This window comes from Duganella sp. CF458 (genome assembly GCF_900113115.1).
Lineage (GTDB): Bacteria > Pseudomonadota > Gammaproteobacteria > Burkholderiales > Burkholderiaceae_D > Rugamonas.
Window position 1 is genome coordinate 156225 of record NZ_FOOF01000011.1, and the last position, 24568, is coordinate 180792.

A 24568-nucleotide genomic window follows, 5' to 3' on the forward strand; every position below is an offset into this window, starting at 1 on the left:
GGCCTTATACGGAATCCACCACGCCGCGCGCCTGCACCGGGGCGAGCTGGCTGGTGCTGCCGCGGGCCGGCAGCAGGAGTTCAAACGAGGTGCCGTTGGCGCCGCTGCGGCAGCTGATCATGCCGTTCATTTTCTTGACCAGGCTGTGCACGATGGACAGGCCCAGGCCGTGGTGCTTGCCTTCCTTGCTGCTCTGCACGGCGCCAAACAGCTTGGCCAGCACTTCCTGCGACAATCCCGGGCCGGCATCGCTCACCACCAGTTCCACGTACAGCCGGCGTTCGCGGTTGACCAAGCCACGGTTGGCAAGCTCGATGCGGCCGCCGTTCGGTTGCGCCTCGATCGCATTCTTGACCAGGTTGACCAGGATTTGCTTGAGCAGGTCGGCATCGCCGTCGATTTCCTGCGGACCGTCCTGCATGCGCGTGATCACCTGCACTGAGGCGGGCAGGAAGTCGGTGGCGCGGAACAGGCGCAGCACGTCTTCCACCACGCGCGCCACATTGGCCACGCATGCACCCTCGGTCGGCTGCAGGTCGGCCAGGCCGTTGATCAGGTGGCCGACGCGGTCGATCTCCTCATTCAGGATCGACATTTCGGACACCACCGGCTCGCGCCGCGCCAGCTTGGCGTCCAGCACCGACAGGTAATTCTTGATGATCGACAGCGGGTTGTTCACCTCGTGCACCACGCGCCTTGAGGCTTCGCGATATTCCTCGGCCACGTGCGCCACCTGGCGCTTGGTGTGGCCACGCTCGGACAGGGCGGTCTCCAGCGCATTGGCCGCCTGGCTGCCGAAGGCTTGCAGGAAGCGCTCCTTCTTTTTCAGCAGCGGCAGTTGCCAGGCCGGAGCGCCGCCGACAATCATGCCCAGGCAGCGCTGGCCGGCCACCAGCGGCAGGCACACCAGCGCTTCGCTGCCCACGATGCGCAACAGTTGTTCTTCCGCGATGCCGAGACTAGGGCCAGCGCTGGCGTTGGCGTTGAGGCCGGCGCGCGCGGCAAACGCCAGTTGGCGCTGGTTGGCGGCGTCGGCCAGCAGGCCGGGCTTGTTGAGGGGTACGACAAATTCGGCCAGGCGCTGCTGCGCGTCGCCCGTGCCCGCGCCTTGCAGCGCATGGCCGGTCGGGCTCTCCAGCAGGATCACCGTGGTCTCCAGGTCGAATAGCATGCGCGCCGAGCGCGTCATGGCGTCCAGCATGCCGGCCTCGCCCTGCTGGCGCGCGAAGCACTGGCCCATTTCCTGCACCAGCACCATATTGCGCACTTCTTCCGACAGGCGCGCCTGCACCGGGTCGACCGGCACCGGCGGCGCGGCCGGCGGCGCGGGCACGTCGTCGGCGCCGGCCAGGTCGATGCCCAGTGTTTCGGCGGCGCGCGCCACTTGCCGTGCGGCCGACTTGACGAAGGCGTCCAGCTTGTCCTCCTCGATGCCGCACAGCGCGGCCGCTTCGGCTGACGCCTGCGGCGCGTCGGCGTGATAGCACAGCTGGTGCGCCAGGCGCACGATGCGGATCAATGGATGCGCCGCTTCCAGGCGCGACAGCGGCTCGTGGTGGTACAGCACCGAGTCGGCCAGGAAGGAGTCGAGGTTCCAGCGTTCGATCAGCCAGGCGCCCGCTTCGGCGTGGGTGATTTGCAGGGTGCGCTGCTCCACGGCGCACAGCGCTTCGTCGTCGCGCGCGGTGAAGTTGTAGGCGTATTCCTTGGGTGCGGTGGCCAGCAGCGCCAGGCGGCCGACATTGTGCAGCAGGCCGGCCAGGTAGGCTTCTTCCACGTGCGGGTAATCGAGCGCGCGCGCCAGGTCGCGGGCGATGACGGCGGTGGTCAGCGAACCTTTCCAGAAGGCGCGCAAATCGGTGCTGCCGCTGTGCGGGAAATTGCTGAAGGTCTGGAACACCGACTCGGAAATCACCAGCGTCTTGATGGTGTCGGTGCCCAGCGAGACCAGGGCCTGCTCCAGGCCCACCGTGCGCTGGTGGCGCTGGTAAGCCGAGCTGTTGGCCACGGCCAGGATCTTGCTCGCCATTCCGGCATCCTTGGCGATCAGCGCGGCCAGCTCCGGCATGCCGGCGTCGTCGGCTTGCAGGAGCTCAATCAGCTTGATCAGGATCTGCGGCATGGCGGGGAGCCGCGCGATCAGCAAGCGATTGCGGATGTCTTGGTCGGGATGTTGCATGGGGTCTTAGCGGCTGTCTTCCGGCTTGCAATCCACTACGCAAATTGGCATAAATATACTATAACTTAATAGCAATACAAATTTCTGACGGCAATAAACTGCATTTGTGTAGAAAGAACTACACTATTGGTAGTCGTTTACTTGGCACCAACAATATTTTCAAATAGGCACTATCTTGCGCCGGAGTGCGCGCGCCGTCAACCACAGCCCGAACGCCGTCAGGGTCAGTGCCAATTGGCCGGCCGCCAGCCACAGGAAGGAATGCGAAGCGAGCGGCGCCAGCACGCCGGCCACCAGCGCGCCCAGCAGCGTGGTGGCGAACGATTGGACCGAAGCCACCGTGCCGCGGATGTGCGGGAACAGGTCGAGCGCCAGCAAGGTGGCGGCCGGCGCCGCCATCGACATGCCGAAGGTATAGAAGAACAGCGGCAGCACGCTCCACGGCAGCGCCGGCCCGGCCAGCAGGTGGTAGCCGGCGTTGACTGTGGCGGCCGTGATCAGGAAGCAAAAGCCGATGCCGATCTGGCGCATGAAGCTGGTCTTGCCGGCGATGCGGTTGGCGGCCAGGGCGCCCAGGAAGATGCCGGACACGGCCGGCACGAACAGCCAGGCGAATTGCTCGGGGCCCAGGTGCAGCTGGGTCGGCAGCGCTACCGGCGCGGCCGTGATGTACAGGAACAGGCCGGCGAAGTTGAAGGCCACCACGCCGGTCTTCAGGTGAAACAGCGGCGAGCACAGGATGGCCTTGTAGTTGCGCCACAGGTAGTGCGGGTTGAACGGTTGCCGCTTGTCGCGCGGCAGCGTGTCGGGCAGGCGCCGGTAGCAGACGATGAACAGCAGCACGGTATAGCCGGCCAGCGCCAGGAAGATGGTGCGCCAGTCCGAATACTTGACGATGAAGCCGCCCAGCACCGGCGCCACGGCCGGTGCGATGGAGAAGATCATGGTCACCAGCGACAGCAGGCGCGCGGCGGCGGCATCGGCGTACAGGTCGCGGATGATGGCGCGCCCGACCACCACGCCGGCGCCGGCCGACACGCCTTGCAGCACGCGGAAGAACCACAGGTATTGCACCGAGTGCGCGGCGGCGCAGCCGACTGTGCCGAGCAGGAAGGCCACCAGCGACACCAGGATCACGTTGCGGCGCCCGAAGGCGTCCGACAGCGCGCCATGCCATAGCACCATGCCGGCAAAGGCCAACATATACGCCGTCAGCGATTGCTGGACTTCGATCGGCGTCGCGTGCAGCGTGGCCTGGATATTGGGGAAGGCGGGGAGGTAGGCGTCGATCGAGAACGGGCCCAGCATCGACAGGCTGGCCAGCACTGCCGCCAGCGCGCCCGGCCCCAGGGGCTTTCGCTGCTGCGCTTCAGGCTCGGGGATGATGGTGGGCGCATCTGGCGGAGGCGGCGGAGTAGGCGTCGAAAGCATGCGGGCATTCTACGCCGATCCGCCGCGGCCCGCTCGTGATGGCAGGCAAGAAATGTCCGCCTGGTTCCTGACCCCAGGTGGACAAAAATTACTCGGCGGCTGGGCTGGCGGTGGGCGGCTTGCGGTTGAAGCCGGCCACCATGTCGAAGCGGAACAGGCGGCATTCGAGTGCGCCGTTGAAGAACGGCGTCTTGCGCGATTCTTTCAGGCGCAGCATCTTCGGCAGGCCCAGGTCGGCGGTGAACAGGTAGGCGGTCCAGCCACTGAAGCGCTGCTTCAGCGTGGTCGAGAACGCGCTGTAGAAGCTCTTCGCCAGTTCGTCTTCTTCCAGGCTGGCGTCGCCGCGCACGCCGATGCGCTCGCCGTACGGCGGGTTGGTCAGCAGGATACCGGGTTCCTTGGTCGGCGCCTGCACCTGCTGCGCTTCGATCTGTTTCAGCGGCACCTCGAACAGGATGCCGGCACTCTTCAGGTTGTGGCGCGCCATCGCCACCATGTCGCCAGAAATGTCGGAGCCGAAAATGGTCGGCTCGGACGGCAGCGGGTTGGGCTTGAAGTCGGTCTTCATGTTCTGCCACGGTTCTGGATCGAAGTCGTGGAATTTTTCGAAGGCGAAGCTGCGCCGTGCGCCCGGCGGGATGCCTTGCACCATCTGCGCCGCTTCGCACAGGATGGTGCCGGAGCCGCACATCGGGTCGAACAGCGGCATGCCCGGCTTCCAGCCCGACACGCGCAGCAGGCCGGCCGCAAGGTTTTCGCGCAGCGGGGCGTCGCCGGTCTCGTTGCGCCAGCCGCGCTTGAACAGCGCTTCGCCGGAGGTGTCGAGGTAGACCATGAACTGGCGCTGGTCGAGGAAGCCGAAGATGCGCATGTCCGGCTCGCGCGTGTCGACCGACGGGCGCTTGCCGTACATGTCGCGGAAGCGGTCGCACACGGCGTCCTTGATCTTCAGCGTGGTGAATTCCAGCGATTTCAAGGGCGATTTGATGGCGGTGACGTCGACCCGGATGGTGTGGTGCACGCCGAACCATTCTTCCCACGCCTGGCCCAGCACCAGGTCGTAGATGTCGTTTTCGTTCTGGTAGTGGCATACGCCCATGCGCATCAGCACGCGCGAGGCAATGCGCGAGTGCAGGTTGATGCGGTAGGCGTCGTACAGGTCGCCGGAGGCGTGCACGCCGCCCGGCACCTGGTTGTGGACTTTCATGGTCGGGCTCATGGCCGCGATTTCGGTCAGTTCTTCCGCCAGGGCGGCTTCCAGGCCGCGCGGGCATGGGCAGAAATAAGATGGCATTTGGGGGACCCTTTATCCGTTGTAAAAATCAAAACTGGTACTGCGGTGTCTGAGCCTGCGGGTCAGACACCGGTTTACCGGTTTTAGAAAGGCTTGACGACCACCAGGATGACAATCGCCAGCAGCATCAGCACCGGCACTTCGTTGAACCACCGGTAAAACACATGACCGCGCGTATTGACGCCGCGTTCAAATTTCTTCAGCAACGAACCGCAGGCATGGTGGTAGCCGATTAGCAGGAACACCACCAACAGCTTGGCATGCAGCCAGCCCGGCATCCTGGCGCCATATTGCAGCACCGCCAGCCAGATGCCGAACACCAGGGCCGGCAGCGCCAGCATGGTGGTGAAGCGGTACAGCTTGCGCGCCATCGTCAGTAGCCGTTCGCTGGTCGGGCCCGGCGTTTCCAGCGCCAGGTTGACGAAGATGCGCGGCAGGTAGAACAGCCCCGACATCCAGGACACGATGAAGACGATATGCAGCGCTTTGATCCAGAGCATTCGCTATTTCCTAATTTCGCCGTGGCCGAACACCACGTATTTAAGGGACGTCAATCCTTCCAGCCCGACCGGGCCGCGTGCGTGCAGCTTGTCGTTGGAGATGCCGATCTCGGCGCCCAGGCCGTATTCGAAGCCGTCCGCGAAGCGCGTGGAGGCGTTGATCATCACGGAAGACGAATCGACTTCGCGCAGGAAGCGCATCGCGGCCGAGTAGTCTTCGGTGACGATCGCCTCGGTGTGTTTGGACGACCAGGTGTTGCAATGCTCGATGGCGGCATCCAGCCCGTCCACCACGCGCACCGCCAGGATCGGCGCCAGGTATTCGGTGGCCCAGTCTTCTTCCGTGGCGTGCGCCAGGTGCGGGTAGGCGCCAGCGGCCAGGATGGCGTGCGCTTCGGCGTCGGCGCGCAGCTCGACCTGCTCGGCGGCGTAGCGCGCGGCCAGCTGCGGCAGCACTTCAGCGGCGACGGCGCGCGCCACCAGCAGCGTTTCCATGGTGTTGCAGGTGCCGTAGCGGTGGCACTTGGCGTTGAAGCCGATGTCGAGCGCCTTGGCGATATCGGCCTTGGCGTCGATATACACGTGACAGATGCCGTCCAGGTGCTTGATCATCGGCACCGTGGCTTCTTCCATCAGGCGCGCGATCAGGCCCTTGCCGCCGCGCGGCACGATCACGTCCACGTACTGCGGCATGGTGATCAGCGCGCCGACGGCGGCGCGGTCGGTGGTGTCGACCACCTGCACGCCGTCAGCCGGCAGGCCGGCGCCTTGCAGGCCTTCGGCGACCAGCTTGGCCAGGGCGCGGTTGCAATGGATCGCTTCGGAGCCGCCGCGCAGGATGGTGGCGTTGCCGCTCTTGATGCACAGGCCGGCCGCGTCGACGGTGACGTTGGGGCGCGCTTCGTAGATGATGCCGATCACGCCCAGCGGCACGCGCATCTGGCCGACCTGGATGCCGGACGGGCGGATCTTCACGTTCGAGATCTCGCCCACCGGGTCCGGCAGGGAGACGATCTGGCGCAAGCCTTCCACCATGGTGGAAATCGCCTTGTCGGTCAGCGCCAGGCGGTCCAGCATGGCCGGGGCCAGGCCGGCGGCGCGCGCGGCGGCCAGGTCCTGCTCGTTGGCCGCGCGCAGGGCCGGCGCTTCGCGCTCGATGGCGGCGGCGATCAGGGCCAAAGCGCGGTTGCGCGTGGCGCTGTCGGCGCGCGCCATGGCGCGCGATGCGGCGCGGGCGCGCTGGCCGATGTCCTGCATGTACTGCTTGATGTCCATAATTATCCTCGTGCGACCTTCAACGCAAGCTGCAGCATGGCGTCCCACTGGTCGCCGGCGAACGCCTTGGCGCGCAGGCCCTTGACCATGCGGTCGACCTGGGCGGCCTGCTGCATCGCCGCTTCCAGCGTGGGCAGGGCAATGCGGCGCAGCGCCGGCTCCATCAGCCGTTCGCGCGGGCCCCAGATGCGGTATTCCTTCAGGAGCGCCGGCAGCGGACGGCCCTGGGCCATGCCTGCCTTTAATTTTAGCAGCGTGCGGATTTCTTCGGAGACGGCCCACAGCACCAGCGGCAGCGCTTCGCCTTCGCCCTTCAAGCCCTCCAGCATGCGGATCAGGCGCGCGGTGTCGCCCGAGAGCATGGCTTCGGACAGCTTGAACACGTCGTAGCGTGCGACATTGAGCACGGCGTCCTGCACCTGCTCGTGGGCCAGCTTGCCCGGCTCGTGCAGCAAGCCGAGTTTCTGGATTTCCTGGTGTGCCGCCAGCAGGTTGCCTTCTACGCGGTCGGCGATGAAGTCCAGGCTGGCGCGCTCCGCGCTTTGCCCTTGTGCGGCAAGGCGGTGCGCAATCCATCCCGGCAGCGCATTGCGCTCGATGTTCGGGATGTCGATGTACACGGCGGCCTGCTGCAAGGCCGCCACCCACGCCGCCTTCTGCGTCTGCCAGTCCAGCTTGGGCAGGGTGATCAGCGTGAGGTTGTCGGGAGACAGATCTTTGGCGTAGGCCTGCAGGGCGGCGCCGCCATCCTTGCCCGGCTTGCCGGACGGGATGCGCAGCTCGATCAGCTTCTTGTCGCCGAACAGGCTCATGGCCTGGTTGGCCGCCAGCAGCTCGCCCCATTTGAAGCTGCGCTCGACGCTCAGCACCTCGCGCTCGGAGTAGCCTTGCGCGCGCGCGGCGCGCCGGATCTTGTCGGCCGCCTCCAGCGCCAGCAAGTGTTCGTCGCTGGTGATCACATACAGCGGGGCCAACGTCTTGGCGACGTGGGCGTCCAGGGCGTCGGCGCGCAACTGCATGGCGTGCCGTTAGCGGACCGGCGGCGCGGCCGGCGCGGTGGGGGCGGTGACGTCGGGCGCCGACAGCACGCCAGGCAGCACGCCGGACGGGGTGGGCGCCGGGGCCGGACTGCCCGGCTTGATGGCGGCCATGCGGCGCATCATCTGCTGCACCAGGTCGGCCTGCATGTCCTTGTACAGCAAGGCTTCTTCCTGCTCTTTCGCCAGGAGCTGGGTTTCGCTGAAGGTGATCGGGCGGCCCAGCACGATATTGGTCGGCGCCAGCAGTTCGTTGCCGGCCTGGTCGGTCACGCGGAACAGGATGTTGTAGCTCAGCAGGTATTCGCGCACGCGGCCATTGCTGTTCAAGGACAGGATCGACTTGGTGCGGGTCTTTTCCGGGTTGGTCAGGACCTCGATCACGCCGTCCGCCTCGGCCTTGCTGGCCGCCACCGTGGTGTGGCCGTTGACGCGGATATTGCGTTTGAGCTCGATCGCCAGCGGCGACGACTCCGGCAAGCCCACGTACATGGCGTTGAACGGCAGCGTGTACGTGCCGCCCGAGCCGCGCAGGTGGAAGCCGCAGCCGGTGGCCACGGCAGCGACGCCCAGCGCAGCCAGCGCCAGCATGGTGCGGCGCAGGGCGCCGCGGGATTTCAGAGTCGTCGTCATCTTTGCCTTACACCACGATATTGACCAATTTGCCCGGTACCACGATGACCTTCTTCGGCGCGCCTTCCAGGAACTTCTGCACGCTTTCCTCGGCCAGCGCGGCCGCTTCGATGGCGGCCTTGTCGGCGGCCTTCGGCACTTTCACCGAGCCGCGCAGCTTGCCATTGACCTGGATCATCAGCTCGATCTCGGACTGTTCCAGCGCGGCCGGGTCGACCTGCGGCCAGGCCGCGTCCAGGATGTCGCCCGCATACCCCATCTCCTGCCACAGCACGTGGGTGATGTGCGGCGCCACGGGATTCAGCAGGCGCAGGAAGATGGCATAGCCTTCGGCCAGCACGGCCGGCTCGACGCCTTTGGCCGATTCCAGCGTGTTGAGCATCTTCATGCAGGCGGACACCACGGTGTTGTACTGGATGCGCTTGATGTCGTAGTCGGCTTGCTGCAGCACCTTGTGCACTTCGCGGCGCAGCGCCTTGCCGTCGTCGGTGCTGGCAACGGCGGCCAGCGGCGAACCGGCGGCGCGGATCGCGTCACACTGGGCGAAGCCGAAGTTCCACACGCGCTTCAGGTAGCGATTGGCGCCTTCCACGCCGGAGCCGGACCATTCCAGGGTCTGCTCAGGCGGCGAAGCGAACATGGTGAACAGGCGCGCGGTGTCGGCGCCGTATTGCTCGATCTGCACTTGCGGGTCGATGCCGTTGTTCTTCGACTTGGACATCTTCTCAATGCCGCCCAGGATCACCGGCGCTCCGTCGGCCTTCAGCACGGCCGATACAGGGCGGCCGCGCTCGTCGGTGGTCAGGGTCACGTCGTCCGGGTTGAACCAGTGCTTCTTGCCCGAGGCTTCCTCGCGGTAGTAGGTCTCGTTCAGCACCATGCCCTGGGTCAGCAGGTTGGTGAACGGTTCGTCGAACTTCACCAGGCCGAAGTCGCGCATCACCTTGGTCCAGAAGCGCGCGTACAGCAGGTGCAGCACGGCATGCTCGATGCCGCCGATGTACTGGTCCATCGGCATCCAGTAGTCGTTGCGCTGGTCGATCATCGCCTGGTCGCTGCCCGGCGAGGTATACCGCATGTAGTACCAGCACGAGTCGACGAAGGTGTCCATGGTGTCGGTCTCGCGGCGCGCCGGCTTGCCGCATTTCGGGCAGTCGCACTTCAGGAAAGCTTCATGCTTGTTCAGCGGGTTGCCGGTGCCGTCCGGCACGCAGTCTTCCGGCAGCACCACCGGCAGGTCCTTCTCAGGCACCGGCACCGAGCCGCAGGACTCGCAGTGGATCATCGGGATCGGGGTGCCCCAGTAACGCTGGCGCGAAATGCCCCAGTCGCGCAGGCGGAAGGTGGTCTTCTTTTCGCCCAGGCCTTTGGCGGCCAGGTCGGCGGCGATGGCTTCCAGCGCTTCCGTGTAGCGCAGGCCGTCGTACTTGCCGGAGTTGGTCACCACAGAGACGGTCTTGTCGCCGTACCATTCCTGCCAGGCTTCGTCGGAATACGACTGGCCTTCGGCGGCGATCACCTGCTTGATCGGCAGCTTGTATTTTTTGGCGAAGGCGAAATCGCGCTCGTCGTGCGCCGGCACGCCCATCACGGCGCCGTCGCCGTAGGTCATCAGGACGTAGTTGCCGATCCAGACTTCGACTTGTTCGCCGCTGATCGGGTGGGTCACGAACAGGCCGGTCGGCATGCCCTTCTTCTCCATGGTGGCCATATCGGCCTCGATCACGGAGCCCATCTTGCATTCGGCGATGAAGGCTTGCAGTTCCGGCTTGTCCTGCGCGGCGTGGGCGGCCAGCGGGTGCTCGGCGGCCACGGCGCAGAAGGTCACGCCCATCACGGTGTCGGGACGGGTGGTGAACACGAACAGCTTGCCGTCGTTGATCAGCTTACCGTCCGTGCCGGCGATCGCGTGCGGGAAGGCGAAGCGTACGCCGGTCGACTTGCCGATCCAGTTCGACTGCATGATGCGTACGCGCTCAGGCCAGCCCGGCAGCTTGTGGTCGACGTAGTCCAGCAGCTCGTCGGCGTAGTCGGTGATGCGCACGTAGTACATCGGGATTTCGCGCTTTTCGATCAGCGCGCCGGAACGCCAGCCCTTGCCGTCGACCACCTGCTCGTTGGCCAGCACGGTCTGGTCGACCGGGTCCCAGTTCACGGTACCGGTTTTCTGGTAGATGATGCCCTTTTCCAGCATCTTCAGGAACATCCACTGGTTCCACTTGTAGTATTCAGGCTTGCAGGCGGCCATTTCGCGCGACCAGTCGATCGCCAGGCCCATCGACTGCATCTGCTCTTTCATGTGGTCGATGTTGGAATAAGTCCATTTGGCCGGCGGCACGTTGTTGGCCATGGCCGCATTTTCCGCCGGCATGCCGAAGGCGTCCCAGCCCATCGGCATCAGCACGTTGTAGCCGTTCATCCGCAGATAGCGGTACATCACGTCATTGATCGTATAGTTGCGCACGTGGCCCATGTGCAGCTTGCCCGATGGGTAAGGCAGCATCGAGCAGGCGTAGTACTTGCCTTTAGGGAAACGCGGGTCGTTTTCGACCGCTTTGTAGGCGTCGATCGCCTTCCAGTGCGATTGGGCGGCTTGTTCGACTTCTGCTGGACTATATTTTTCTTGCATGATGGAGCGCACTAAAATGAGAGGATATGAACCGGACATTATAACCATGCATTGGTGCGGCGCGTCAGAATGAGCTATCAGGAATTTCCGCCTCCGCCGGGGCTGGCTGGCTTGGTGCACTGCCTGTGGCTGTCCGAGTCGGCCGCCGGGCCTGCCGGGCCGGCCCTGTCGTCCGTCGCGCACCGTGTGCTGCCGGACAATTGCACCGATATCCTGTGGCAGGACAGCGGCGCCGCCTACTTTGTCGGCATGATGAGCACCTGGTTCGATGTACCGGCCGCGCGCCGGGTGCGCACCGTGGCGGTGCGCTTCCGGCCGGGGGCCGCCAGCCTGTTCATGGGACCGCTGCCGCTGGCGGGGCTGATCGATCAGCGCGCGGACCTGGAACAGCTATGGGGCCGTTCAGTGGCCGATCGGCTCGGCGATGCCTTGTGGTCGGTCGCGCGCAGCGATGCCGAACGCCTGGCATTGCTCACCGAAGCGCTGTATGCACGCCTTTCCATGGCCCCGGCCGGTGCCCGTGCCGCCACTGCCCTGGCTGCGCGCGTGAGCGCCGCGGCGCCCGCCGGCCAGGCGCTCGCCCTGCGCGCGGTGGCCGCACTGGAAGCCAGCGGCGGAGCCTGGCGCGTGGAAACGCTGGCGGGCGCGCTGGGCGTCTCGCGCCAATATCTGGCCAACCAGTTCCGCGACCATGTCGGCCTGCCGCCCAAACTCTTCGCCCGCATCTGCCGCTTCCGCGCCGCCCGCGCTGCCGCCCTTGCCGCCAGCGCCCCGGCCACGGCGGGTCAGCACGGCCACGACTGGGCTACCCTGGCCCTCGACAGCGGCTATTTCGACCAATCCCACCTGATCCGCGATTTCCACGATTTCACCGGCGCATCGCCGGACGTCCATTTGGGCAACCGGTGAGCCTACGCGCCCTGTCGCGAGAACCTTAGATTTCCGGGTCAAATTGGCCTGACCAAAGTGAGATTTCGGTAGATTTTCCCGGAACTTTCGTGATTTCGCTTGTCTAAAGATCTGCGCCTTCAAAAATCTACCAGAATCTCACTTTGGTCAGGCCAATTAAAGGCAAAAATCTAAGGTTCTCGCGAAGGAGACGAATGTGTTACCGACCCTGTGTATGGCGCTTTCCGCGCCCACGCTGCGCGCCTTTCTGGAATTCCAAGGCGAACACAGCGGAGTTGATCCGGCCATCGTCAGGATCATGTCACCCAACCAATTTGTGCAATTGTCGCTGGGATCAACACGCAGTGCCTGGCACGCCATTCATAGCCAGATGCCAGGCTCACGGGAATGGACGCTGGCACTGCGCCTGCGCTACGCGCAAGAAGCCGAAGCACGCCGCGCTGCCTACCGTGCGGCAAAGGCGGAGCAAGAACAAGCCAACCAGACCGGCTAGTTTCCATTTTTCCAATCGCGGCAGCCGCCGGCATGGCAAGATGCGGCCATCACACACCAACCCGAGGAGCACATCATGATCAAAGGCCTGCGCACCGCGATTTACCCCACCCCCGACCTGGCAGCCGGCAAAGCCTGGTATAGCCGGGTCTTCCAGCAGGAGCCCTACTTCGACCAGCCGTTTTACGTCGGCTTCGAAATCGGCGGCTTCGAGCTGGGCCTGCTGCCGGACGGCGAACCGGGCAAGGCCGGCAGCCAGGTCTATTGGGGCGTGGAAGACATCGCCAAGGAAGTCCAGCGCATCATCGCACTGGGAGCGAGCATTCACTCCGACATCCAGGAGGTCGGCGAAGGCATCAAGGTGGCCGAGCTGGCCGACCCGTTCGGCAATGTGCTCGGACTGATTGAAAACCCGCATTTCGACAGGGCCAAGGTCGCGTGATACCATGCACCCCCTATGCGCAAACGCAATAACAAATCCATCCTGATCAAGACGCCCGACCAGGTCGAGCTGGCCCGCGTGGCCGGCCAGCTGGCGGCCGACGTGCTGACCTTCATCGCCCCGCACGTCAAGCCGGGGGTCACGACCGCCCAGCTGGACCAGCTGTGCAACGACTACATCGTCAACACCCAGCAAGTCATCCCGGCCAACGTCGGCTATGGCGGCTTTACCGGCACCGTCTGCACCTCGGTCAACGAGGTGGTCTGCCACGGCATCCCGTCGGACAGGAAGGTGCTGAAGGATGGCGACATCATCAACATCGACGTGGCCGTCATCAAGGATGAATGGTTCGGCGACACCAGCCGCATGTACTACGTCGGCACGCCGTCGAAAGCGGCGCAGAAGCTGTGCGAAGTGACGTATGAGGCGATGTGGGCCGGCATCCGCGCGGTCAAGCCGGGCAAGCGCCTGGGCGACGTCGGGCATGCGATCCAGAAGCTGGCCGAGGCGGCCGGCTACAGCGTGGTGCGCGACTATTGCGGACATGGCATCGGCATGGTGTACCACGAAGACCCGCAAGTGCTGCACTACGGGCGGCCGGACACCGGCCTGCTGCTGGAGCCGGGCATGGTGTTTACCATCGAACCGATGATCAATGCGGGCAAGCACGCCACGCGCGCGCTGCCGGACGGCTGGACCGTCGTGACGGCCGACAGGTCGCTGTCGGCGCAGTGGGAGCATATGGTGGCGGTGACCGAGACCGGGTTTGACGTGCTGACGCTGGCGCCGGGCGAGCAAAACCGGTAACACGGTGCCTGAGCCGCGGGGCCAGGCACCTGGCCTGCGGTCTAGCGCAACGTCAGCTTCAACGCCGGCTTCTCGCCGTAATCGTCATAGCGCTCATTGATGCCGCCAACGCAGTACGTAATCTCCTCCAGCAGATCCGCCGGCATTTTCTTCGCATCGGTAATGACGATCTCCAGCACCTCGTTGGGCTTGAGCTTGAAGCGCGTCATATTGTCCTCATCGCGCAGGTAGGACAGGCAGTCCACCCAGGCATCGATGGTCGCGCCATAGCCCGACGGGAACCCGAGTTCCGCCTGGCAGGCCGCGTGGAAAGCTGCTTCATCGCCGATCGCGGCGCCGTTTAACGTGGCAATAGCCATTATTTCTTTTCCTTCGGATCGGTGACAAACCCAATGCGGGTCAGGCCATGCGACTGTGCCGCCGCCATCACCTGCGCCACCACTTCATAGCGGGTATCCTTGTCCGCCCGCAGCTGCAACTCCGGCTGCTGCGGCAAGCCCGCCGCCTCGGCCAGGCGCTGTTCCAGCTCCCCGGCCTGCAAGGCATCATTATTCCAGTAGACCGTGCCGGCGGCATCGATGGCCAGCGTCACGCTGCCGGCTTCCTGCTGCAGCGCCTTGGCCTGCGCCTTGGGCAGCTCCAGCTGCACCGCGTTGGTAAACATCGGCGCGCTGATGATGAAGATCACCAGCAGCACCAGCATCACGTCCACCATCGGCGTGACGTTGATGTCCGCCATGGATTCCTTCTGCCGGTGATGGTTGAAGGAGCCGAATGCCATCAGTTCAATCCCTGGCCAGGTAAGCGTGCAAGTCGTGCGCGAAGGCGTCGAGCTCGGACAGCGTGATGCGGTTGATGCGGTTAAAGCCGTTATACGCCAGCACCGCGGGAATTGCCACGGTCAGGCCGACGCCGGTCATGATCAAGGCTTCGCCCACCGGCCCGGCCACCTTGTCGATCTGCACCGTGCCTTGCGCCGACACCGCCGCCAGCGCGTGGTAAATGCCCCACACGGTGCCCAGCAGCCCGACAAACGGCGCGGTGGAAGCGATTGAGGCCAGCAGCGTCAGGCCCGCTTCGAGCCGCGTGGTCGAAACGTGGATCGCATCGCGCAGCACGCGCGTCACCTGCTCCGAACGCCCCATCTCGGCCGCGATGCTGCCATTCTTCGCGTGCGCCAGCTGGTGCGCGCCGGCCTGCGCCACCGCCGCGAAGATGGCCTCCCGGTCGCGTGCCGCCATCAGCGCCACGCCATCGGCCACCGAAGGCGCGTCCCAGAACGCCTGCACCACCGGCGCCGCGCGCCGGATGCGCCACGCGGCCCAGCCCTTCCACAGGATGAAGAACCAGGACGCGAGCGACATCGCCAGCAGCAGGTAAGCCACGGCGTGGCTAATCGCGTCGCCGCGCTGCCAATAGCTGGCGAAGGTAAAGTGCTCCATCAGCCGTTCAGGCCCAGCACGTCGTACATATCGTACAAGCCGGTCTTCTTGTCGGCCAGGAAAGCGGCCGCGCGCAGCGAGCCGTTGGCGTAGTGCTGGCGCGAAGAGGACTTGTGGCTGATCTCGATGCGCTCGCCCTCGGTGGCAAACATCACGGTATGGTCGCCGATGATGTCGCCGCCGCGCACGGTGGCAAAGCCGATCGAGGAAGGATCGCGCGGGCCGGTCACGCCTTCGCGCGCGAACACGCCGCATTCCTTCAGGTCGCGCCCCAGCGCATCGGCAATCACCTCGCCCATTTTCAGCGCGGTGCCGGACGGCGCATCGACCTTGTGGCGGTGGTGCGCTTCGATGATCTCGATGTCGTAGCCGAGGTCGAACTGCTTGGCCGCGAATTCCAGCAACTTCAGGGTGACGTTGACGCCCACGCTCATGTTCGGTGCGAATACGATGGCGGTCTTTTGCGCCGCCGCCGCGATGGCCGCCTTGCCCGCTGCGTCGAAGCCGGTGGTGCCGATCACCATCTTCACGCCATGCTCGGCGCAGTAAGCCAGGTGGGCCAGGGTGCCTTCCGGGCGGGTGAAGTCGATCAGCACATCGGCGCCGGCCAGGCCGGCAGCCAGGTCGGCGGTGATGGCCACGCCGGCCGGCTGGCCGGTGAAGGCGGCGGCATCGCTGCCCAGGGCTGGCGCGCCTGCGCGGTCCAGCGCACCGGCCAGGCGCGCCTCGGGCGCCTTCTGCACCGCCTCGATCAACATATGGCCCATGCGGCCGCTGGCGCCGGCGATGGCGATATTCAATTGCGTCATCTTGCTCATTCCTTAATACTCTGGAAGCTTATTGCTTGGTACCCGATTCCTGGCCGCCCGGCAGCGGCGCCTTGCCCGGTGCCAGGTTGCCCTTGGCGTCCTCGGCCTTCTTGAAGTCCTTGATCGGGCCGGCGATGCGTGCGATGTATTCCTGTTCGGTCGGCAAGTTGCCGCCCTCGAAGCGCTCCACCTTGTCCTCCTTGTCGAAGAACACCACCACCGTGCTGGTGGTCAGCTCGCCGTTGCCCTTGGCCAGGCGGAACGGGTAATCCCAGCGCTGGCCGTGGAAGGCATCCGCCATCAAGGGGGTACCGAGCAGGAACTTGACCTGGTCCTTGCTCATGCCGTTCTTGAGCTGGGCCAGCATCTCTTTCGACACGAAATTGCCCTGCTGGATGTCGGGCCGGTAGGGCGAGAAGAACCAGAAGAACTTCTGCGTCGCGGTGATCTGGGTGGTCTGGGCCCCCTGCGAGGCTTCCACCGGGGCCACGCTGGCCGGCTGGCTGGCGCAGGCGGTCAACAGGGCGGCCGCCAGCAGCGGAGTGCTACGTTGCAACAAAGACAGCGGGGTCAAACGCATGGTATGCATACCTCAATTCCGTGAGCAGAAGTGCCTAAAACGCTATATCATAAAGCACTTCCCGCAACTGACGTTAGCAAACATGAGTAACAGCCCTACCGACCTGAAGGCGTCCGGCCTGAAGGCTACCCTGCCGCGCCTGAAGATCCTCGACATTTTCCAGAGCAGCCCCGTGCGCCATTTGACGGCGGAAGACGTGTACAAGCTGCTGCTGGCCGAGAACATGGACGTCGGCCTGGCCACCGTGTACCGGGTGCTGACCCAGTTCGAACAGGCCGGCCTGCTCAACCGCAACCATTTCGAGAGCGGCAAGGCGATTTTCGAGCTCAACGAAGGCTCGCACCACGACCACCTGGTCTGCCTCGATTGCGGCCGGGTGGAGGAATTCGTCGACGAAGAAATTGAAAAGCGCCAGCAAAGCATCGCCGCCGAGCGCGGCTTCAAGATCGCCGAGCACGCGCTGGCCATCTACGGCAGCTGCACCAAGGTCAACTGCCCGCACAAGCATTAAAAAATAAATGGGGACGTACCCCATTTTTCTGCGAAAAATAAATGGGGTACGTCCCCATTTATTTTTTCAGTGGTTGCTGAGCGCGTTCGACAGCAGCCGCGAGGTGATATCGACAATCGGGATGACCCGCTCGTAGGCCATGCGGGTCGGCCCGATCACCCCCAGCGTCCCCACGATCTTGCCGTTCGCCTCATAGGGCGCGGTCACCACGCTCATGGCATCCATCGGCACCAGCTGCGACTCGCCGCCGATGAAAATCTGCACGCCGGAGGCCTTGGACGACACGTCCAGCAGCTGCATCAGGCCGGTCTTCTGCTCGAACAGGTCGAACATCGCGCGCAGCGAGCTCATATTCGACGACAGCTCGGCCACCGACAGCAAGTTGCGCTCGCCGGCGATCACCATCTCCTCGGCCGATTCGGCCATCGCCTCGCTGCCGGCCTCCACCGCTGCCTGCATCAGGCGCCCCATATCGTCGCGCAACTGGCGCAGCTCGTGCTGCAGGCGCCCGCGCACGTCTTCGAACGAGAGCCCGGAATAGTGCTGGTTGATGAAATTGGCCGACTGCTGCAACTGGGCCGGGGTGTAATCGACGTCGGTCAGCAGGATGCGGTTTTGCACGTCGCCGCCCGGCGCGACGATCACCAGCAGCATGCGCTTCTCGCCCAGGCGCAGGAACTCGATCTGCTGGAACACCGACTCATGGCGCGGCGTCAGCACCACGCCGGCAAACTGGGTCAGCGAGGACAGCATCTGGGCCGCGTTGGCAATCAGCTTTTGCGGCTGCGGCGAGGCCACCTGCAAGCCGGCCTGCACCGCGCGCTCGTCGATGTGCTGCACCGTCAGCAGGGTGTCGACAAAGATGCGGTAGCCGCGCGGGGTCGGCACCCGGCCCGCCGAGGTATGCGGGCTGGCCACATAGCCCTGCTCTTCCAGGTCGGCCATGATGTTGCGGATGGTGGCCGGCGACAGCTCCAGCCCGGAAATCTTGGACAGGGAGCGCGAGCCCACCGGCTGGCCGTCGGCGATGTAACGCTCGACCAGGGCTTTGAGCAGGGTTTGGGCACGGATATCGAGATGCATAGCGCTATTCTGCCAACTGTTGTTCCAGCCACGCAAGCAATTCATCGAGCGTGGCGCAGATGGCATCGGGCTGCGCGGCGCCGTCCGGCAGCGCGGCGCCGCGCCGGTTCATCCACACCGCACACAGGCCCGCCGCCTGCGCTCCGGCCACGTCCAGCGCCAGGTCGTCGCCCACATACACCGCGTCCTGCGGCGCCACGCCCAGCGCCTGGCAGGCCGCGCGGAACAGTTCCGGCGCCGGCTTGGCTGCGCCGAAATGGGCAGCGGCCAGCGACACCTCGAAATGGTGGGCCAGGCCGATCACCTCCAGGTCGGCATTGCCGTTGGAGATGGTGCCCAGTTGCACCTGCTGGCGCAGCTTGAGCAAGCCCGGCAGCACATCGTCATATGGGGTCACCGCATTGCGCGCGGCAAAGAAATGCGCCATGGCGCCCTCGACCTGGGCCGCATCCTCGCCGGACGCGGCAAAGGCGGCGTGCAGGCTGGCGCGGCGCAACTGGCCCAGGTCGATCAGCAGGTCGGGCTGGGCCGCCGCCAGTTCGGCGCGGTGCGCGCGCAAGGCCTCGATCGACCACTGCGCCGCCACTTTCGGCGCATGGGCCGCCAGCCAGGCGTGCAGCGTGATTTCCGCCTCGGCAATCACGGGCGCGATCGGCCACAGGGTATCGTCCAGGTCGAACAGGATGGCTTTGGGCTTCATGGGCGCATTGTACCGCGCCGCGGTTGCAAGCTGTTACAAGGGAAAAGCTGGTCAAATCGGCTAAAGAAGTAGCAAATGCACTAAAATAGGCGCCGATTTGTCCGCGCGAGGCGCGAAACCGACTGGAGAATGTGGAATGAAGAGTAAGTATCTGTCTGCCGCCGCCGCGCTGCTGTGCGTCGCCGGACTGGCCGCCTGCGGCGGCAAGGGCAATGGCAGCTTGAACCTGGGCGTCCAGGTATTCGGCATTGACCGCGAGGGCCTGGTGCTGCAGAACAATGGCGGCGACGACCTGGTGATCACCGGCACCGGCAGCGCCCTGTATTACTTCAAGACCCTGATGGCTCCTGACGCGCAGTTCAATGTGACGATCAAGAGCGCGCCGGCCAACGTGACGTGCAAACTGGCCAATAATACCGGCAAGATCAATTACTACACCTACCAGCAGGCCAGCGTGACCTGCACCCCGGATGCGTTCACCCTGGGCGGCACGGTAAGCGGCCTGCAGGGCACCGGCCTGGTGCTGGCTAACGGCGCCCAGACCCTTGGCGTGACCGCCGACGGTGCCTGGCAATTCACCACCCCGATCGGCAATCGCAGCGTGTACGGCGTGACCGTGCTGACCCAGCCGAGCAACCAGACCTGCAGCGTGTCCGGCGGCGGCAACAACCTGGGTGCCGGCACCATGCCGGCCGAGGCGGTCACCAGCGTGCGTGTAACCTGCGTCAACAAAGTCAGCTAAGAAAGAATTCCGATGAAAGCAAAATTGATTGCCGCGGCCCTGCTGGCCGCCGCCCTCGCCGCCTGCGGCGGCAAAGCCAGTTTCACCCTCGGCGGCAGCATTAGCGGCTTGGCCAATCAGGGCTTGATCCTGCAAAACAACGGCGGCGACGACCTGAAGGTCAACGCCGGCGCCACCAGCTTCAGCTTCCCGAACGGCATCAGCTACGGCACCGAATACAAGGTCAGCATCAAGCAACAGCCGGATCACATGACCTGCGCCTTCTTGGGCGGCACGGAAGTCGGCTCGGCCGGCCACACCACCAGCATCAATATCGTGCTCAGCTGCAGCCAGAACGCCTACACCCTGGGCGGCACTGTGCAAGGCTTGACCGCCGGCGACCTGGTGCTGGTCAACGGCAGCACCAGCTTCACGATTGCCAAGGGCGCCACCAGCTTCACCGTGCCGGGCACCATTCCGGTCGGCACCGCCTACGGCGTCACCGTGCTGACCAAGCCGGACAGCCAGACCTGCAGCGTGGCCAACGGCAGCGGCGTGATGGGGGATGCGGCGCGCACCAACATCGCGGTAAGCTGCACCACCCCGTGATATAAGCAAGCGGAATGACTGGGATTACCAAAATAAATTGGATCTATATGCGGCAACGCAGCATACTTACTCCCGTCTCCTCCACTTCTTAACAGAAATGGATTCAGCCCGCTCCCTGAGCGGGCTTTTTTTTCGTCCAATGGCGGCGGCGCCCCAAGCGGGCCGGTCTTGATGAGCTCGATATTTGTAGGCTATAGTCGACTACTGTTTCAGGATCCAAGCGGCATAGCCGGAAAAACTTATGACCTCAGAAGGCTGCCAGGGCCCACCGGTAAAATTGCTGAATGCAACACAATACGCCTACGCGGTAGCATTCTTCTTCCTCCCCCTTTCCAAGGCACTGCTGTTTATCGCACTGGCCATCGCCTTCATCCTGTTTGTGGCAGGCGGCGGATTGGCCACGGCGCTGCGTTCCTGGCGCACCCTGCCCTGGGTCGCGCCCGCGGCCATCCTTGCCGCCTTGCCGCTGTTGTCCCTGCTGATCCACCCTGCCAGCAGCAAACTGGTGATCCACGCCGAAACCAGCTACTACTGGATCATCGCCGTCATGACGTTCCTGGCGGCCAGCCAGATGCGCATCCTGCCCTGGCTGCGCGCCCTGCTGTGCGGCATCCTGGTCGGCTTCCTGTACGCCCAGCTCCAGTACAAAGGGTGGTGGCCGCTCGATCCGCCGTCCTTGATTGCCAACTACATCCTGTATTCCCAATTCCTGGCAATCGGCGTGGTCTTGCTGTCGATTCTTTACAAACATGAAACCAGCAAGGGCCTGCGGCTTGCTTATCTGGCCGGCATGGTCATGTTCTTCGCCGGCCTGACCTCGGGCATGGGCCGCACCGGCATGTGGGTGGTGCTGGTCTTGCTCCCATTCGTCATCACCAATCTGTTCACCAGGCAGAACCGGACCAAGGCCGCCCTGCTGTGCGTCATCGCCAGCGTCGCGCTCCTGATGGCCCCCACGGTGCAAAAAAGGATCAAGGACGCCGCCAGCGATATGCAGCTGCTGCAGCAGAACGTCACCCAAACCTCGCTGGGTTACCGGCTGGAAATGTGGAAGACCGCCTGGGGCGTGTTCCGTGCGCATCCCCTGGTGGGCGGCGGCGCGGCAGGGTTTGAAGCGGCCTGGGCCAGCCAGCCGCGCGGCGAAGAAGGCAAAGCCTTCGTCGAGCCGCATAACGCCTTCCTGTTCTTCGCCTCGTTTTACGGGATTTTCGGGCTGCAGGCTCTGGTCTGGCTGTATGCGGCCGTGTTCTGGACCGGATGGCAACGGCGCCACTCCTTCGAAGGCGGGGTGGTCCTGGCGTTTGCCCTGATCCTGATCTTGAGCAGCTTGACCAATACCGTCTTCATGGGCTCGGTCAGCCGCGCCTGGGTGATGCTGTTCCTCGGCTTGCAAGGCGCCCTGCTGTACCAGCTGCCCCTGCAACACAAGATGAAAGCGGGCACCGCGTGAACCAGCAAAAACCACGGCTGCTGTTCATCTGCCCGACCGTTGCTGCCTATATCGGCGGCACGGAAACGGTGGTCAGCCAGTTCTGCCACCGCCTCAAGGATCAGGCCCAGCTGACGCTGTTAAGCGGCGACCCCGGCACCGGCCACCAGCGCCTGATCGCGCTCGATGGCGTTGAGTTGCTGACCTTGCCGTTTGTGGCGCGCGACTCCCGGCTGAACCACGTGCTGAGCAAGATCCTGATGACCAGCCGTTTCAAGATCGAGAGCTACAGCTTTTTCAGGGCGCTCAAGCAATCCGGCATGGACTTGTCGCGCTACGATTACATCGTGACCTTCTATGAAGCCGATGCCTACCTGCTGTCGAAGCGCTACCCTGCGCTGCGCGCGCGCTTCCGTCATTTCCTGCCGGGCGTGTCGATGCGGGGATTTTTCCGCCAGGTCCCGCCGCGGGACGTGTTTTACCTGGGCTACCGGGCGGCTGAAAAAACCAAGCGCAAATGGGGCCTCGACATCGCGTCGCTGCCACTGGGCGTCGACGATGGTTTCTTCCCCGCCAGCCCGCCGCCCTACCCGAGCGACAAGCGCTTGTTGTACATCGGCCGCCTGGACGGCAGCAAGAACGTGGCATGGCTGGCCGAGTTCTTCACGCAAAGCGGCCTTGCCCAGCAAGGCTACCAACTCGATATCGTGGGCGACGGCCCGCTGCTGGAGGGCTTGCTGGCCAAGTACGGCAGCTCGCCCAGCCTGACTTTCCACGGCAGGAAACGCCAGGAAGAAGTGGTCGGCCTGCTGCGGCACGCCTTCCTCCTGCTGCATCCGACCGATCTCGAAAGTTTTGGCTTGACGATCCTGGAAGGGATGGCAGCCGGGGTGCCCGTGCTGACGCACGAACTCGACAGCATCAAGATCTGGGCCAAGGACCACCCGCGCTACCCGGCGCATCTGGACGCCGCCGCCTGGCGCAGCGAAATCCTGAAATTCGAGCAGTCCGCCTACTGGCGCGCGGTCAGCGCCAGCAGCCTGGAGTATGCGAAGTCATTCACCTGGGACCGCGTCGCCGCCCAAGTGCTGCAACTGATCACCCACCGCTAAGTTGAAAGTCGAGGTCAGCTCTGGCAATCGGACATTTTCGCTAGCGAAAATGTCCGATTGCCAGAGCTGACCCCGACTTTTATTTAGACAGGCAGGTTGGCCAGCGCCACGTAAGCTTCCACCGGCACGGCTTCCGGCCGGTCTTGCGGGTTGATGCCGGCTGCCACCAACTGCGCTTCGGTGAACATGCCGGCCACGCAGTTGCGGATCACCTTACGCCGTTGCGAGAAGGCTTTCTGCACCACCGCTTCCAGGCGCGCCTGGTCGCAGGCCAGCGGCTGCTCGATCGGGATCATGCGCACGATGGCCGAGTCGACTTTGGGCGGCGGGTCAAAGGCGTCCGGCGGCACGATGAACAGCATGGCCATGCGGTAGCGCCATTGCAGCATCACCGACAGGCGGCTGTAGGCCTTGGTGCCCGGTTCGGCCACCATGCGTTCCACCACTTCCTTTTGCAGCATGAAATGCTGGTCCTGCACCATGGGCGCGAATTCGGCCAGGTGGAACAGCAGCGGCGACGAGATGTTGTACGGCAGGTTGCCCACCACGCGCAGCTTCTTCCCTTCCGGAACCGGGATGTAGCCGAAGTCGAACTTCAGCGCGTCGCCGGCGTGAATGGTCAGTTTATCGCGCGGGTAACGCTTCTCCAGGCGCGCCACCAGGTCGCGGTCCAGCTCCACCACGTGCATATGCGGCAGGGACTTGAGCAGCAGGTCGGTCATGGCGGCCAGGCCGGGGCCGATCTCCACCATGGTGTCGCCGGCGGCCGGCGCGATGGAGTCGATGATGTCGCCGAGGACGCGGTCGTCCTGCAGGAAGTTCTGGCCGAAGCGTTTGCGGGCAATGTGTTTCATATTCTGTCTTTCTTATTGGCTGGCCTGGGCCATCTGCAGCGCCGCTTCCAGCGCGGCCTGCATGCTGGAGCAGTCGGCGCGTCCCAGGCCTTGCGCGGCCAAGTCAAGCGCGGTGCCGTGGTCGACCGAGGTGCGGATCAGCGGCAAGCCGAGCGTGATGTTGACGCCGTGCCCAAAGGTGGCGTACTTCAGCACCGGCAGGCCCTGGTCGTGGTACATGGCCAGCACGCAGTCCGCGTCTTTCAGGTACTTGGGCTGGAACAGGGTGTCGGCCGGATAGGGACCGCGCGCATCGATGCCGCGCGCGCGCGCCGCTGCCAGCGCCGGCGTGATGGTGTCGATTTCTTCGCGGCCAAGATAGCCGTTTTCGCCGGCATGCGGGTTCAGGCCCGCCACCAGGATGCGCGGGGCGGCGATGCCGAACTTGCCGCGCAGGTCGGCCTGGATGATGTCCAGCGTCTGCGCCAGGCTCTCCTGCGTGAGCGCGCCGCTGACGTCTTTCAGCGGCAGGTGGGTGGTCGCCAATGCCACGCGCAAGGGCATGCCGTTGGCGTCGCCCGCCAGCAGCATCACCACGCGCGCGGTACCGGTCTGCTCGGCGAAGTACTCGGTGTGGCCGGAGAACGGCACGCCGGCATCGTTGATGGTGGACTTCTGCACCGGTGCCGTGGCCACCGCTTCGAACCAGCCGGCGCGCACGCCTTCGATGGCGGCGTCCAGCGTGGCCAGCACGTAGCGGCCGTTTTCCTTGTCCAGTACGCCCGGCTGCACGTGGGCGCCCAGCGGGATATCCAGCGCGCACAGGCGGTCGGCGCCGAAACGCGGCAGGCCGGCATTGCGCGCCGCCATGGTGGAAATGGCGCTGACGCGGATCTCGGGATCGATGCCCGAGGCGGTCATGGCCAGGAAGGCGGCATCGCCCACCAGCACCGCATTGACCTGGTGCCGCATGGCCCATGCCGCGCGGATGGCGATTTCCGGCCCGATGCCGGCCGGCTCGCCGGTGGTGATCGCAATCACCGGACGAACCCCGGGGCGCACACTTGGGCGCCGCGTAGCAAGGTTGGCGCTCATGGTGTCCCCCGCCTGC

The 24568-nt window shown here is 64.7% G+C and carries 26 protein-coding genes; 9 read left to right on the forward strand and 17 right to left on the reverse strand.

What is annotated here, in order from left to right; all coding sequences use genetic code 11:
• Positions 1 to 4: 4 nt before the first annotated feature.
• The 8 genes from BM269_RS18230 to leuS all read right to left on the reverse strand — a co-directional run bounded on the left by BM269_RS18230 (position 5) and on the right by leuS (position 10978).
• Positions 5 to 2179, reverse strand: a complete 2175-nt coding sequence (locus tag BM269_RS18230; protein WP_229204698.1) for an HDOD domain-containing protein — start codon at positions 2177 to 2179, stop codon at positions 5 to 7.
• Between the two features lie 159 nt (positions 2180 to 2338).
• Positions 2339 to 3610, reverse strand: coding sequence for a multidrug effflux MFS transporter (locus BM269_RS18235; RefSeq protein WP_090439940.1), 1272 nt, complete (start codon positions 3608 to 3610; stop codon positions 2339 to 2341).
• A gap of 88 nt (positions 3611 to 3698) precedes the next feature.
• On the reverse strand, positions 3699 to 4904 hold the full coding sequence (locus BM269_RS18240) for a THUMP domain-containing class I SAM-dependent RNA methyltransferase (protein ID WP_373994400.1): 1206 nt from the start codon (positions 4902 to 4904) through the stop codon (positions 3699 to 3701).
• 83 nt (positions 4905 to 4987) lie between these two features.
• The gene (locus tag BM269_RS18245; protein WP_090439943.1) at positions 4988 to 5404 is read right to left on the reverse strand and encodes a CopD family protein; all 417 of its coding nucleotides are present in this window, start codon (positions 5402 to 5404) and stop codon (positions 4988 to 4990) included.
• Positions 5405 to 5407: 3 nt separating this feature from the next.
• Positions 5408 to 6679 carry a glutamate-5-semialdehyde dehydrogenase gene (locus BM269_RS18250; protein WP_090439946.1) on the reverse strand — a complete coding sequence of 424 codons (1272 nt, stop codon included), beginning with the start codon at positions 6677 to 6679 and terminating at the stop codon, positions 5408 to 5410.
• 2 nt (positions 6680 to 6681) lie between these two features.
• The gene (gene holA / locus BM269_RS18255) at positions 6682 to 7698 is read right to left on the reverse strand and encodes a DNA polymerase III subunit delta (protein WP_090439949.1); all 1017 of its coding nucleotides are present in this window, start codon (positions 7696 to 7698) and stop codon (positions 6682 to 6684) included.
• A gap of 9 nt (positions 7699 to 7707) precedes the next feature.
• Complete coding sequence (gene lptE / locus BM269_RS18260) at positions 7708 to 8349, reverse strand: LPS-assembly lipoprotein LptE (RefSeq protein WP_170860418.1); 642 nt, start codon at positions 8347 to 8349, stop codon at positions 7708 to 7710.
• Positions 8350 to 8356: 7 nt separating this feature from the next.
• Positions 8357 to 10978 carry a leucine--tRNA ligase gene (leuS, locus tag BM269_RS18265; protein WP_090440265.1) on the reverse strand — a complete coding sequence of 874 codons (2622 nt, stop codon included), beginning with the start codon at positions 10976 to 10978 and terminating at the stop codon, positions 8357 to 8359.
• A 69-nt stretch (positions 10979 to 11047) separates the two neighbouring features.
• On the opposite strand from leuS, the gene BM269_RS18270 reads away from it, so the two are divergent.
• The 4 genes from BM269_RS18270 to map all read left to right on the forward strand — a co-directional run bounded on the left by BM269_RS18270 (position 11048) and on the right by map (position 13628).
• Entirely contained in the window at positions 11048 to 11887 is an 840-nt protein-coding gene (locus tag BM269_RS18270; RefSeq protein ID WP_090439952.1) for an AraC family transcriptional regulator, read from the forward strand.
• A 196-nt stretch (positions 11888 to 12083) separates the two neighbouring features.
• Positions 12084 to 12380 (forward strand): hypothetical protein, encoded by a 297-nt coding sequence (locus tag BM269_RS18275; RefSeq protein WP_139232791.1) that lies wholly within the window; start codon positions 12084 to 12086, stop codon positions 12378 to 12380.
• Positions 12381 to 12455: 75 nt separating this feature from the next.
• Positions 12456 to 12821: a VOC family protein gene (locus BM269_RS18280; protein ID WP_090439959.1), complete on the forward strand. Its 366-nt coding sequence runs from the start codon at positions 12456 to 12458 to the stop codon at positions 12819 to 12821.
• Between the two features lie 15 nt (positions 12822 to 12836).
• Positions 12837 to 13628 carry a type I methionyl aminopeptidase gene (map, locus tag BM269_RS18285; protein ID WP_090439962.1) on the forward strand — a complete coding sequence of 264 codons (792 nt, stop codon included), beginning with the start codon at positions 12837 to 12839 and terminating at the stop codon, positions 13626 to 13628.
• A gap of 41 nt (positions 13629 to 13669) precedes the next feature.
• Here the strand turns inward: map and BM269_RS18290 are convergent, their stop codons facing one another.
• Genes BM269_RS18290 through BM269_RS18310 form a run of 5 tightly spaced genes read right to left on the reverse strand, consistent with a single transcriptional unit; the run spans position 13670 to position 16468 of the window.
• A complete protein-coding gene (locus BM269_RS18290) occupies positions 13670 to 13987 on the reverse strand; it encodes a barstar family protein (protein ID WP_090439965.1) in 318 nt (105 codons plus the stop codon).
• Positions 13987 to 14409 carry an ExbD/TolR family protein gene (locus BM269_RS18295; RefSeq protein ID WP_090439967.1) on the reverse strand — a complete coding sequence of 141 codons (423 nt, stop codon included), beginning with the start codon at positions 14407 to 14409 and terminating at the stop codon, positions 13987 to 13989. The genes BM269_RS18290 and BM269_RS18295 overlap by 1 nt, the downstream gene beginning before the upstream one ends.
• Before the next feature lie 4 nt (positions 14410 to 14413).
• Entirely contained in the window at positions 14414 to 15070 is a 657-nt protein-coding gene (locus BM269_RS18300; protein ID WP_090439970.1) for a MotA/TolQ/ExbB proton channel family protein, read from the reverse strand.
• Positions 15070 to 15879 (reverse strand): 4-hydroxy-tetrahydrodipicolinate reductase, encoded by an 810-nt coding sequence (gene dapB / locus BM269_RS18305; RefSeq protein ID WP_090439973.1) that lies wholly within the window; start codon positions 15877 to 15879, stop codon positions 15070 to 15072. The genes BM269_RS18300 and dapB overlap by 1 nt, the downstream gene beginning before the upstream one ends.
• Positions 15880 to 15907: 28 nt before the next feature.
• Positions 15908 to 16468, reverse strand: coding sequence for an outer membrane protein assembly factor BamE (locus BM269_RS18310; RefSeq protein ID WP_373994401.1), 561 nt, complete (start codon positions 16466 to 16468; stop codon positions 15908 to 15910).
• 73 nt (positions 16469 to 16541) lie between these two features.
• On the opposite strand from BM269_RS18310, the gene fur reads away from it, so the two are divergent.
• On the forward strand, positions 16542 to 16970 hold the full coding sequence (gene fur, locus BM269_RS18315; protein ID WP_090439976.1) for a ferric iron uptake transcriptional regulator: 429 nt from the start codon (positions 16542 to 16544) through the stop codon (positions 16968 to 16970).
• Positions 16971 to 17036: 66 nt separating this feature from the next.
• Here the strand turns inward: fur and hrcA are convergent, their stop codons facing one another.
• Complete coding sequence (gene hrcA / locus BM269_RS18320; protein ID WP_090439979.1) at positions 17037 to 18053, reverse strand: heat-inducible transcriptional repressor HrcA; 1017 nt, start codon at positions 18051 to 18053, stop codon at positions 17037 to 17039.
• Positions 18054 to 18057: 4 nt separating this feature from the next.
• Positions 18058 to 18753 (reverse strand): HAD family hydrolase, encoded by a 696-nt coding sequence (locus BM269_RS18325; RefSeq protein ID WP_090439982.1) that lies wholly within the window; start codon positions 18751 to 18753, stop codon positions 18058 to 18060.
• 136 nt (positions 18754 to 18889) lie between these two features.
• Between BM269_RS18325 and BM269_RS18330 the strand changes: the two genes are divergently transcribed.
• The 4 genes from BM269_RS18330 (at position 18890) to BM269_RS18345 (ending at position 22624) form a co-directional block, all read left to right on the forward strand.
• Positions 18890 to 19495, forward strand: coding sequence for a hypothetical protein (locus BM269_RS18330; protein WP_090439985.1), 606 nt, complete (start codon positions 18890 to 18892; stop codon positions 19493 to 19495).
• Between the two features lie 12 nt (positions 19496 to 19507).
• Positions 19508 to 20083, forward strand: coding sequence for a hypothetical protein (locus BM269_RS18335; protein ID WP_090439988.1), 576 nt, complete (start codon positions 19508 to 19510; stop codon positions 20081 to 20083).
• 241 nt (positions 20084 to 20324) lie between these two features.
• The gene (locus BM269_RS18340) at positions 20325 to 21533 is read left to right on the forward strand and encodes an O-antigen ligase family protein (protein ID WP_090439990.1); all 1209 of its coding nucleotides are present in this window, start codon (positions 20325 to 20327) and stop codon (positions 21531 to 21533) included.
• Positions 21530 to 22624 (forward strand): glycosyltransferase family 4 protein, encoded by a 1095-nt coding sequence (locus BM269_RS18345; protein ID WP_170860419.1) that lies wholly within the window; start codon positions 21530 to 21532, stop codon positions 22622 to 22624. The genes BM269_RS18340 and BM269_RS18345 overlap by 4 nt, the downstream gene beginning before the upstream one ends.
• An 83-nt stretch (positions 22625 to 22707) precedes the next feature.
• On the opposite strand, the gene rsmA is transcribed toward BM269_RS18345, so the two are convergent.
• On the reverse strand, positions 22708 to 23478 hold the full coding sequence (rsmA, locus tag BM269_RS18350; protein WP_090439993.1) for a 16S rRNA (adenine(1518)-N(6)/adenine(1519)-N(6))-dimethyltransferase RsmA: 771 nt from the start codon (positions 23476 to 23478) through the stop codon (positions 22708 to 22710).
• 12 nt (positions 23479 to 23490) lie between these two features.
• Positions 23491 to 24552: a 4-hydroxythreonine-4-phosphate dehydrogenase PdxA gene (gene pdxA / locus BM269_RS18355; RefSeq protein WP_090439997.1), complete on the reverse strand. Its 1062-nt coding sequence runs from the start codon at positions 24550 to 24552 to the stop codon at positions 23491 to 23493.
• Positions 24553 to 24568: the final 16 nt, after the last annotated feature.

Bases quoted from the DNA above. Each gene is read 5' to 3' on its own strand.
- map (WP_090439962.1), top strand. From the start codon at position 12,837: ATGCGCAAACGCAATAACAAATCCATCCTGATCAAGACGCCCGACCAG.
- BM269_RS18310 (WP_373994401.1), bottom strand. From the start codon at position 16,468: ATGCATACCATGCGTTTGACCCCGCTGTCTTTGTTGCAACGTAGCACT.
- BM269_RS18295 (WP_090439967.1), bottom strand. From the start codon at position 14,409: ATGGCATTCGGCTCCTTCAACCATCACCGGCAGAAGGAATCCATGGCG.
- rsmA (WP_090439993.1), bottom strand. From the start codon at position 23,478: ATGAAACACATTGCCCGCAAACGCTTCGGCCAGAACTTCCTGCAGGAC.
- holA (WP_090439949.1), bottom strand. From the start codon at position 7,698: ATGCAGTTGCGCGCCGACGCCCTGGACGCCCACGTCGCCAAGACGTTG.
- BM269_RS18290 (WP_090439965.1), bottom strand. From the start codon at position 13,987: ATGGCTATTGCCACGTTAAACGGCGCCGCGATCGGCGATGAAGCAGCT.
- BM269_RS18250 (WP_090439946.1), bottom strand. From the start codon at position 6,679: ATGGACATCAAGCAGTACATGCAGGACATCGGCCAGCGCGCCCGCGCC.
- leuS (WP_090440265.1), bottom strand. From the start codon at position 10,978: ATGCAAGAAAAATATAGTCCAGCAGAAGTCGAACAAGCCGCCCAATCG.
- BM269_RS18330 (WP_090439985.1), top strand. From the start codon at position 18,890: ATGAAGAGTAAGTATCTGTCTGCCGCCGCCGCGCTGCTGTGCGTCGCC.
- dapB (WP_090439973.1), bottom strand. From the start codon at position 15,879: ATGACGCAATTGAATATCGCCATCGCCGGCGCCAGCGGCCGCATGGGC.
- BM269_RS18245 (WP_090439943.1), bottom strand. From the start codon at position 5,404: ATGCTCTGGATCAAAGCGCTGCATATCGTCTTCATCGTGTCCTGGATG.
- BM269_RS18270 (WP_090439952.1), top strand. From the start codon at position 11,048: ATGAGCTATCAGGAATTTCCGCCTCCGCCGGGGCTGGCTGGCTTGGTG.
- BM269_RS18240 (WP_373994400.1), bottom strand. From the start codon at position 4,904: ATGCCATCTTATTTCTGCCCATGCCCGCGCGGCCTGGAAGCCGCCCTG.
- fur (WP_090439976.1), top strand. From the start codon at position 16,542: ATGAGTAACAGCCCTACCGACCTGAAGGCGTCCGGCCTGAAGGCTACC.
- BM269_RS18235 (WP_090439940.1), bottom strand. From the start codon at position 3,610: ATGCTTTCGACGCCTACTCCGCCGCCTCCGCCAGATGCGCCCACCATC.
- BM269_RS18335 (WP_090439988.1), top strand. From the start codon at position 19,508: ATGAAAGCAAAATTGATTGCCGCGGCCCTGCTGGCCGCCGCCCTCGCC.
- BM269_RS18325 (WP_090439982.1), bottom strand. From the start codon at position 18,753: ATGAAGCCCAAAGCCATCCTGTTCGACCTGGACGATACCCTGTGGCCG.
- BM269_RS18230 (WP_229204698.1), bottom strand. From the start codon at position 2,179: ATGCAACATCCCGACCAAGACATCCGCAATCGCTTGCTGATCGCGCGG.
- BM269_RS18300 (WP_090439970.1), bottom strand. From the start codon at position 15,070: ATGGAGCACTTTACCTTCGCCAGCTATTGGCAGCGCGGCGACGCGATT.
- lptE (WP_170860418.1), bottom strand. From the start codon at position 8,349: ATGACGACGACTCTGAAATCCCGCGGCGCCCTGCGCCGCACCATGCTG.
- hrcA (WP_090439979.1), bottom strand. From the start codon at position 18,053: ATGCATCTCGATATCCGTGCCCAAACCCTGCTCAAAGCCCTGGTCGAG.
- BM269_RS18340 (WP_090439990.1), top strand. From the start codon at position 20,325: ATGACCTCAGAAGGCTGCCAGGGCCCACCGGTAAAATTGCTGAATGCA.
- BM269_RS18280 (WP_090439959.1), top strand. From the start codon at position 12,456: ATGATCAAAGGCCTGCGCACCGCGATTTACCCCACCCCCGACCTGGCA.
- pdxA (WP_090439997.1), bottom strand. From the start codon at position 24,552: ATGAGCGCCAACCTTGCTACGCGGCGCCCAAGTGTGCGCCCCGGGGTT.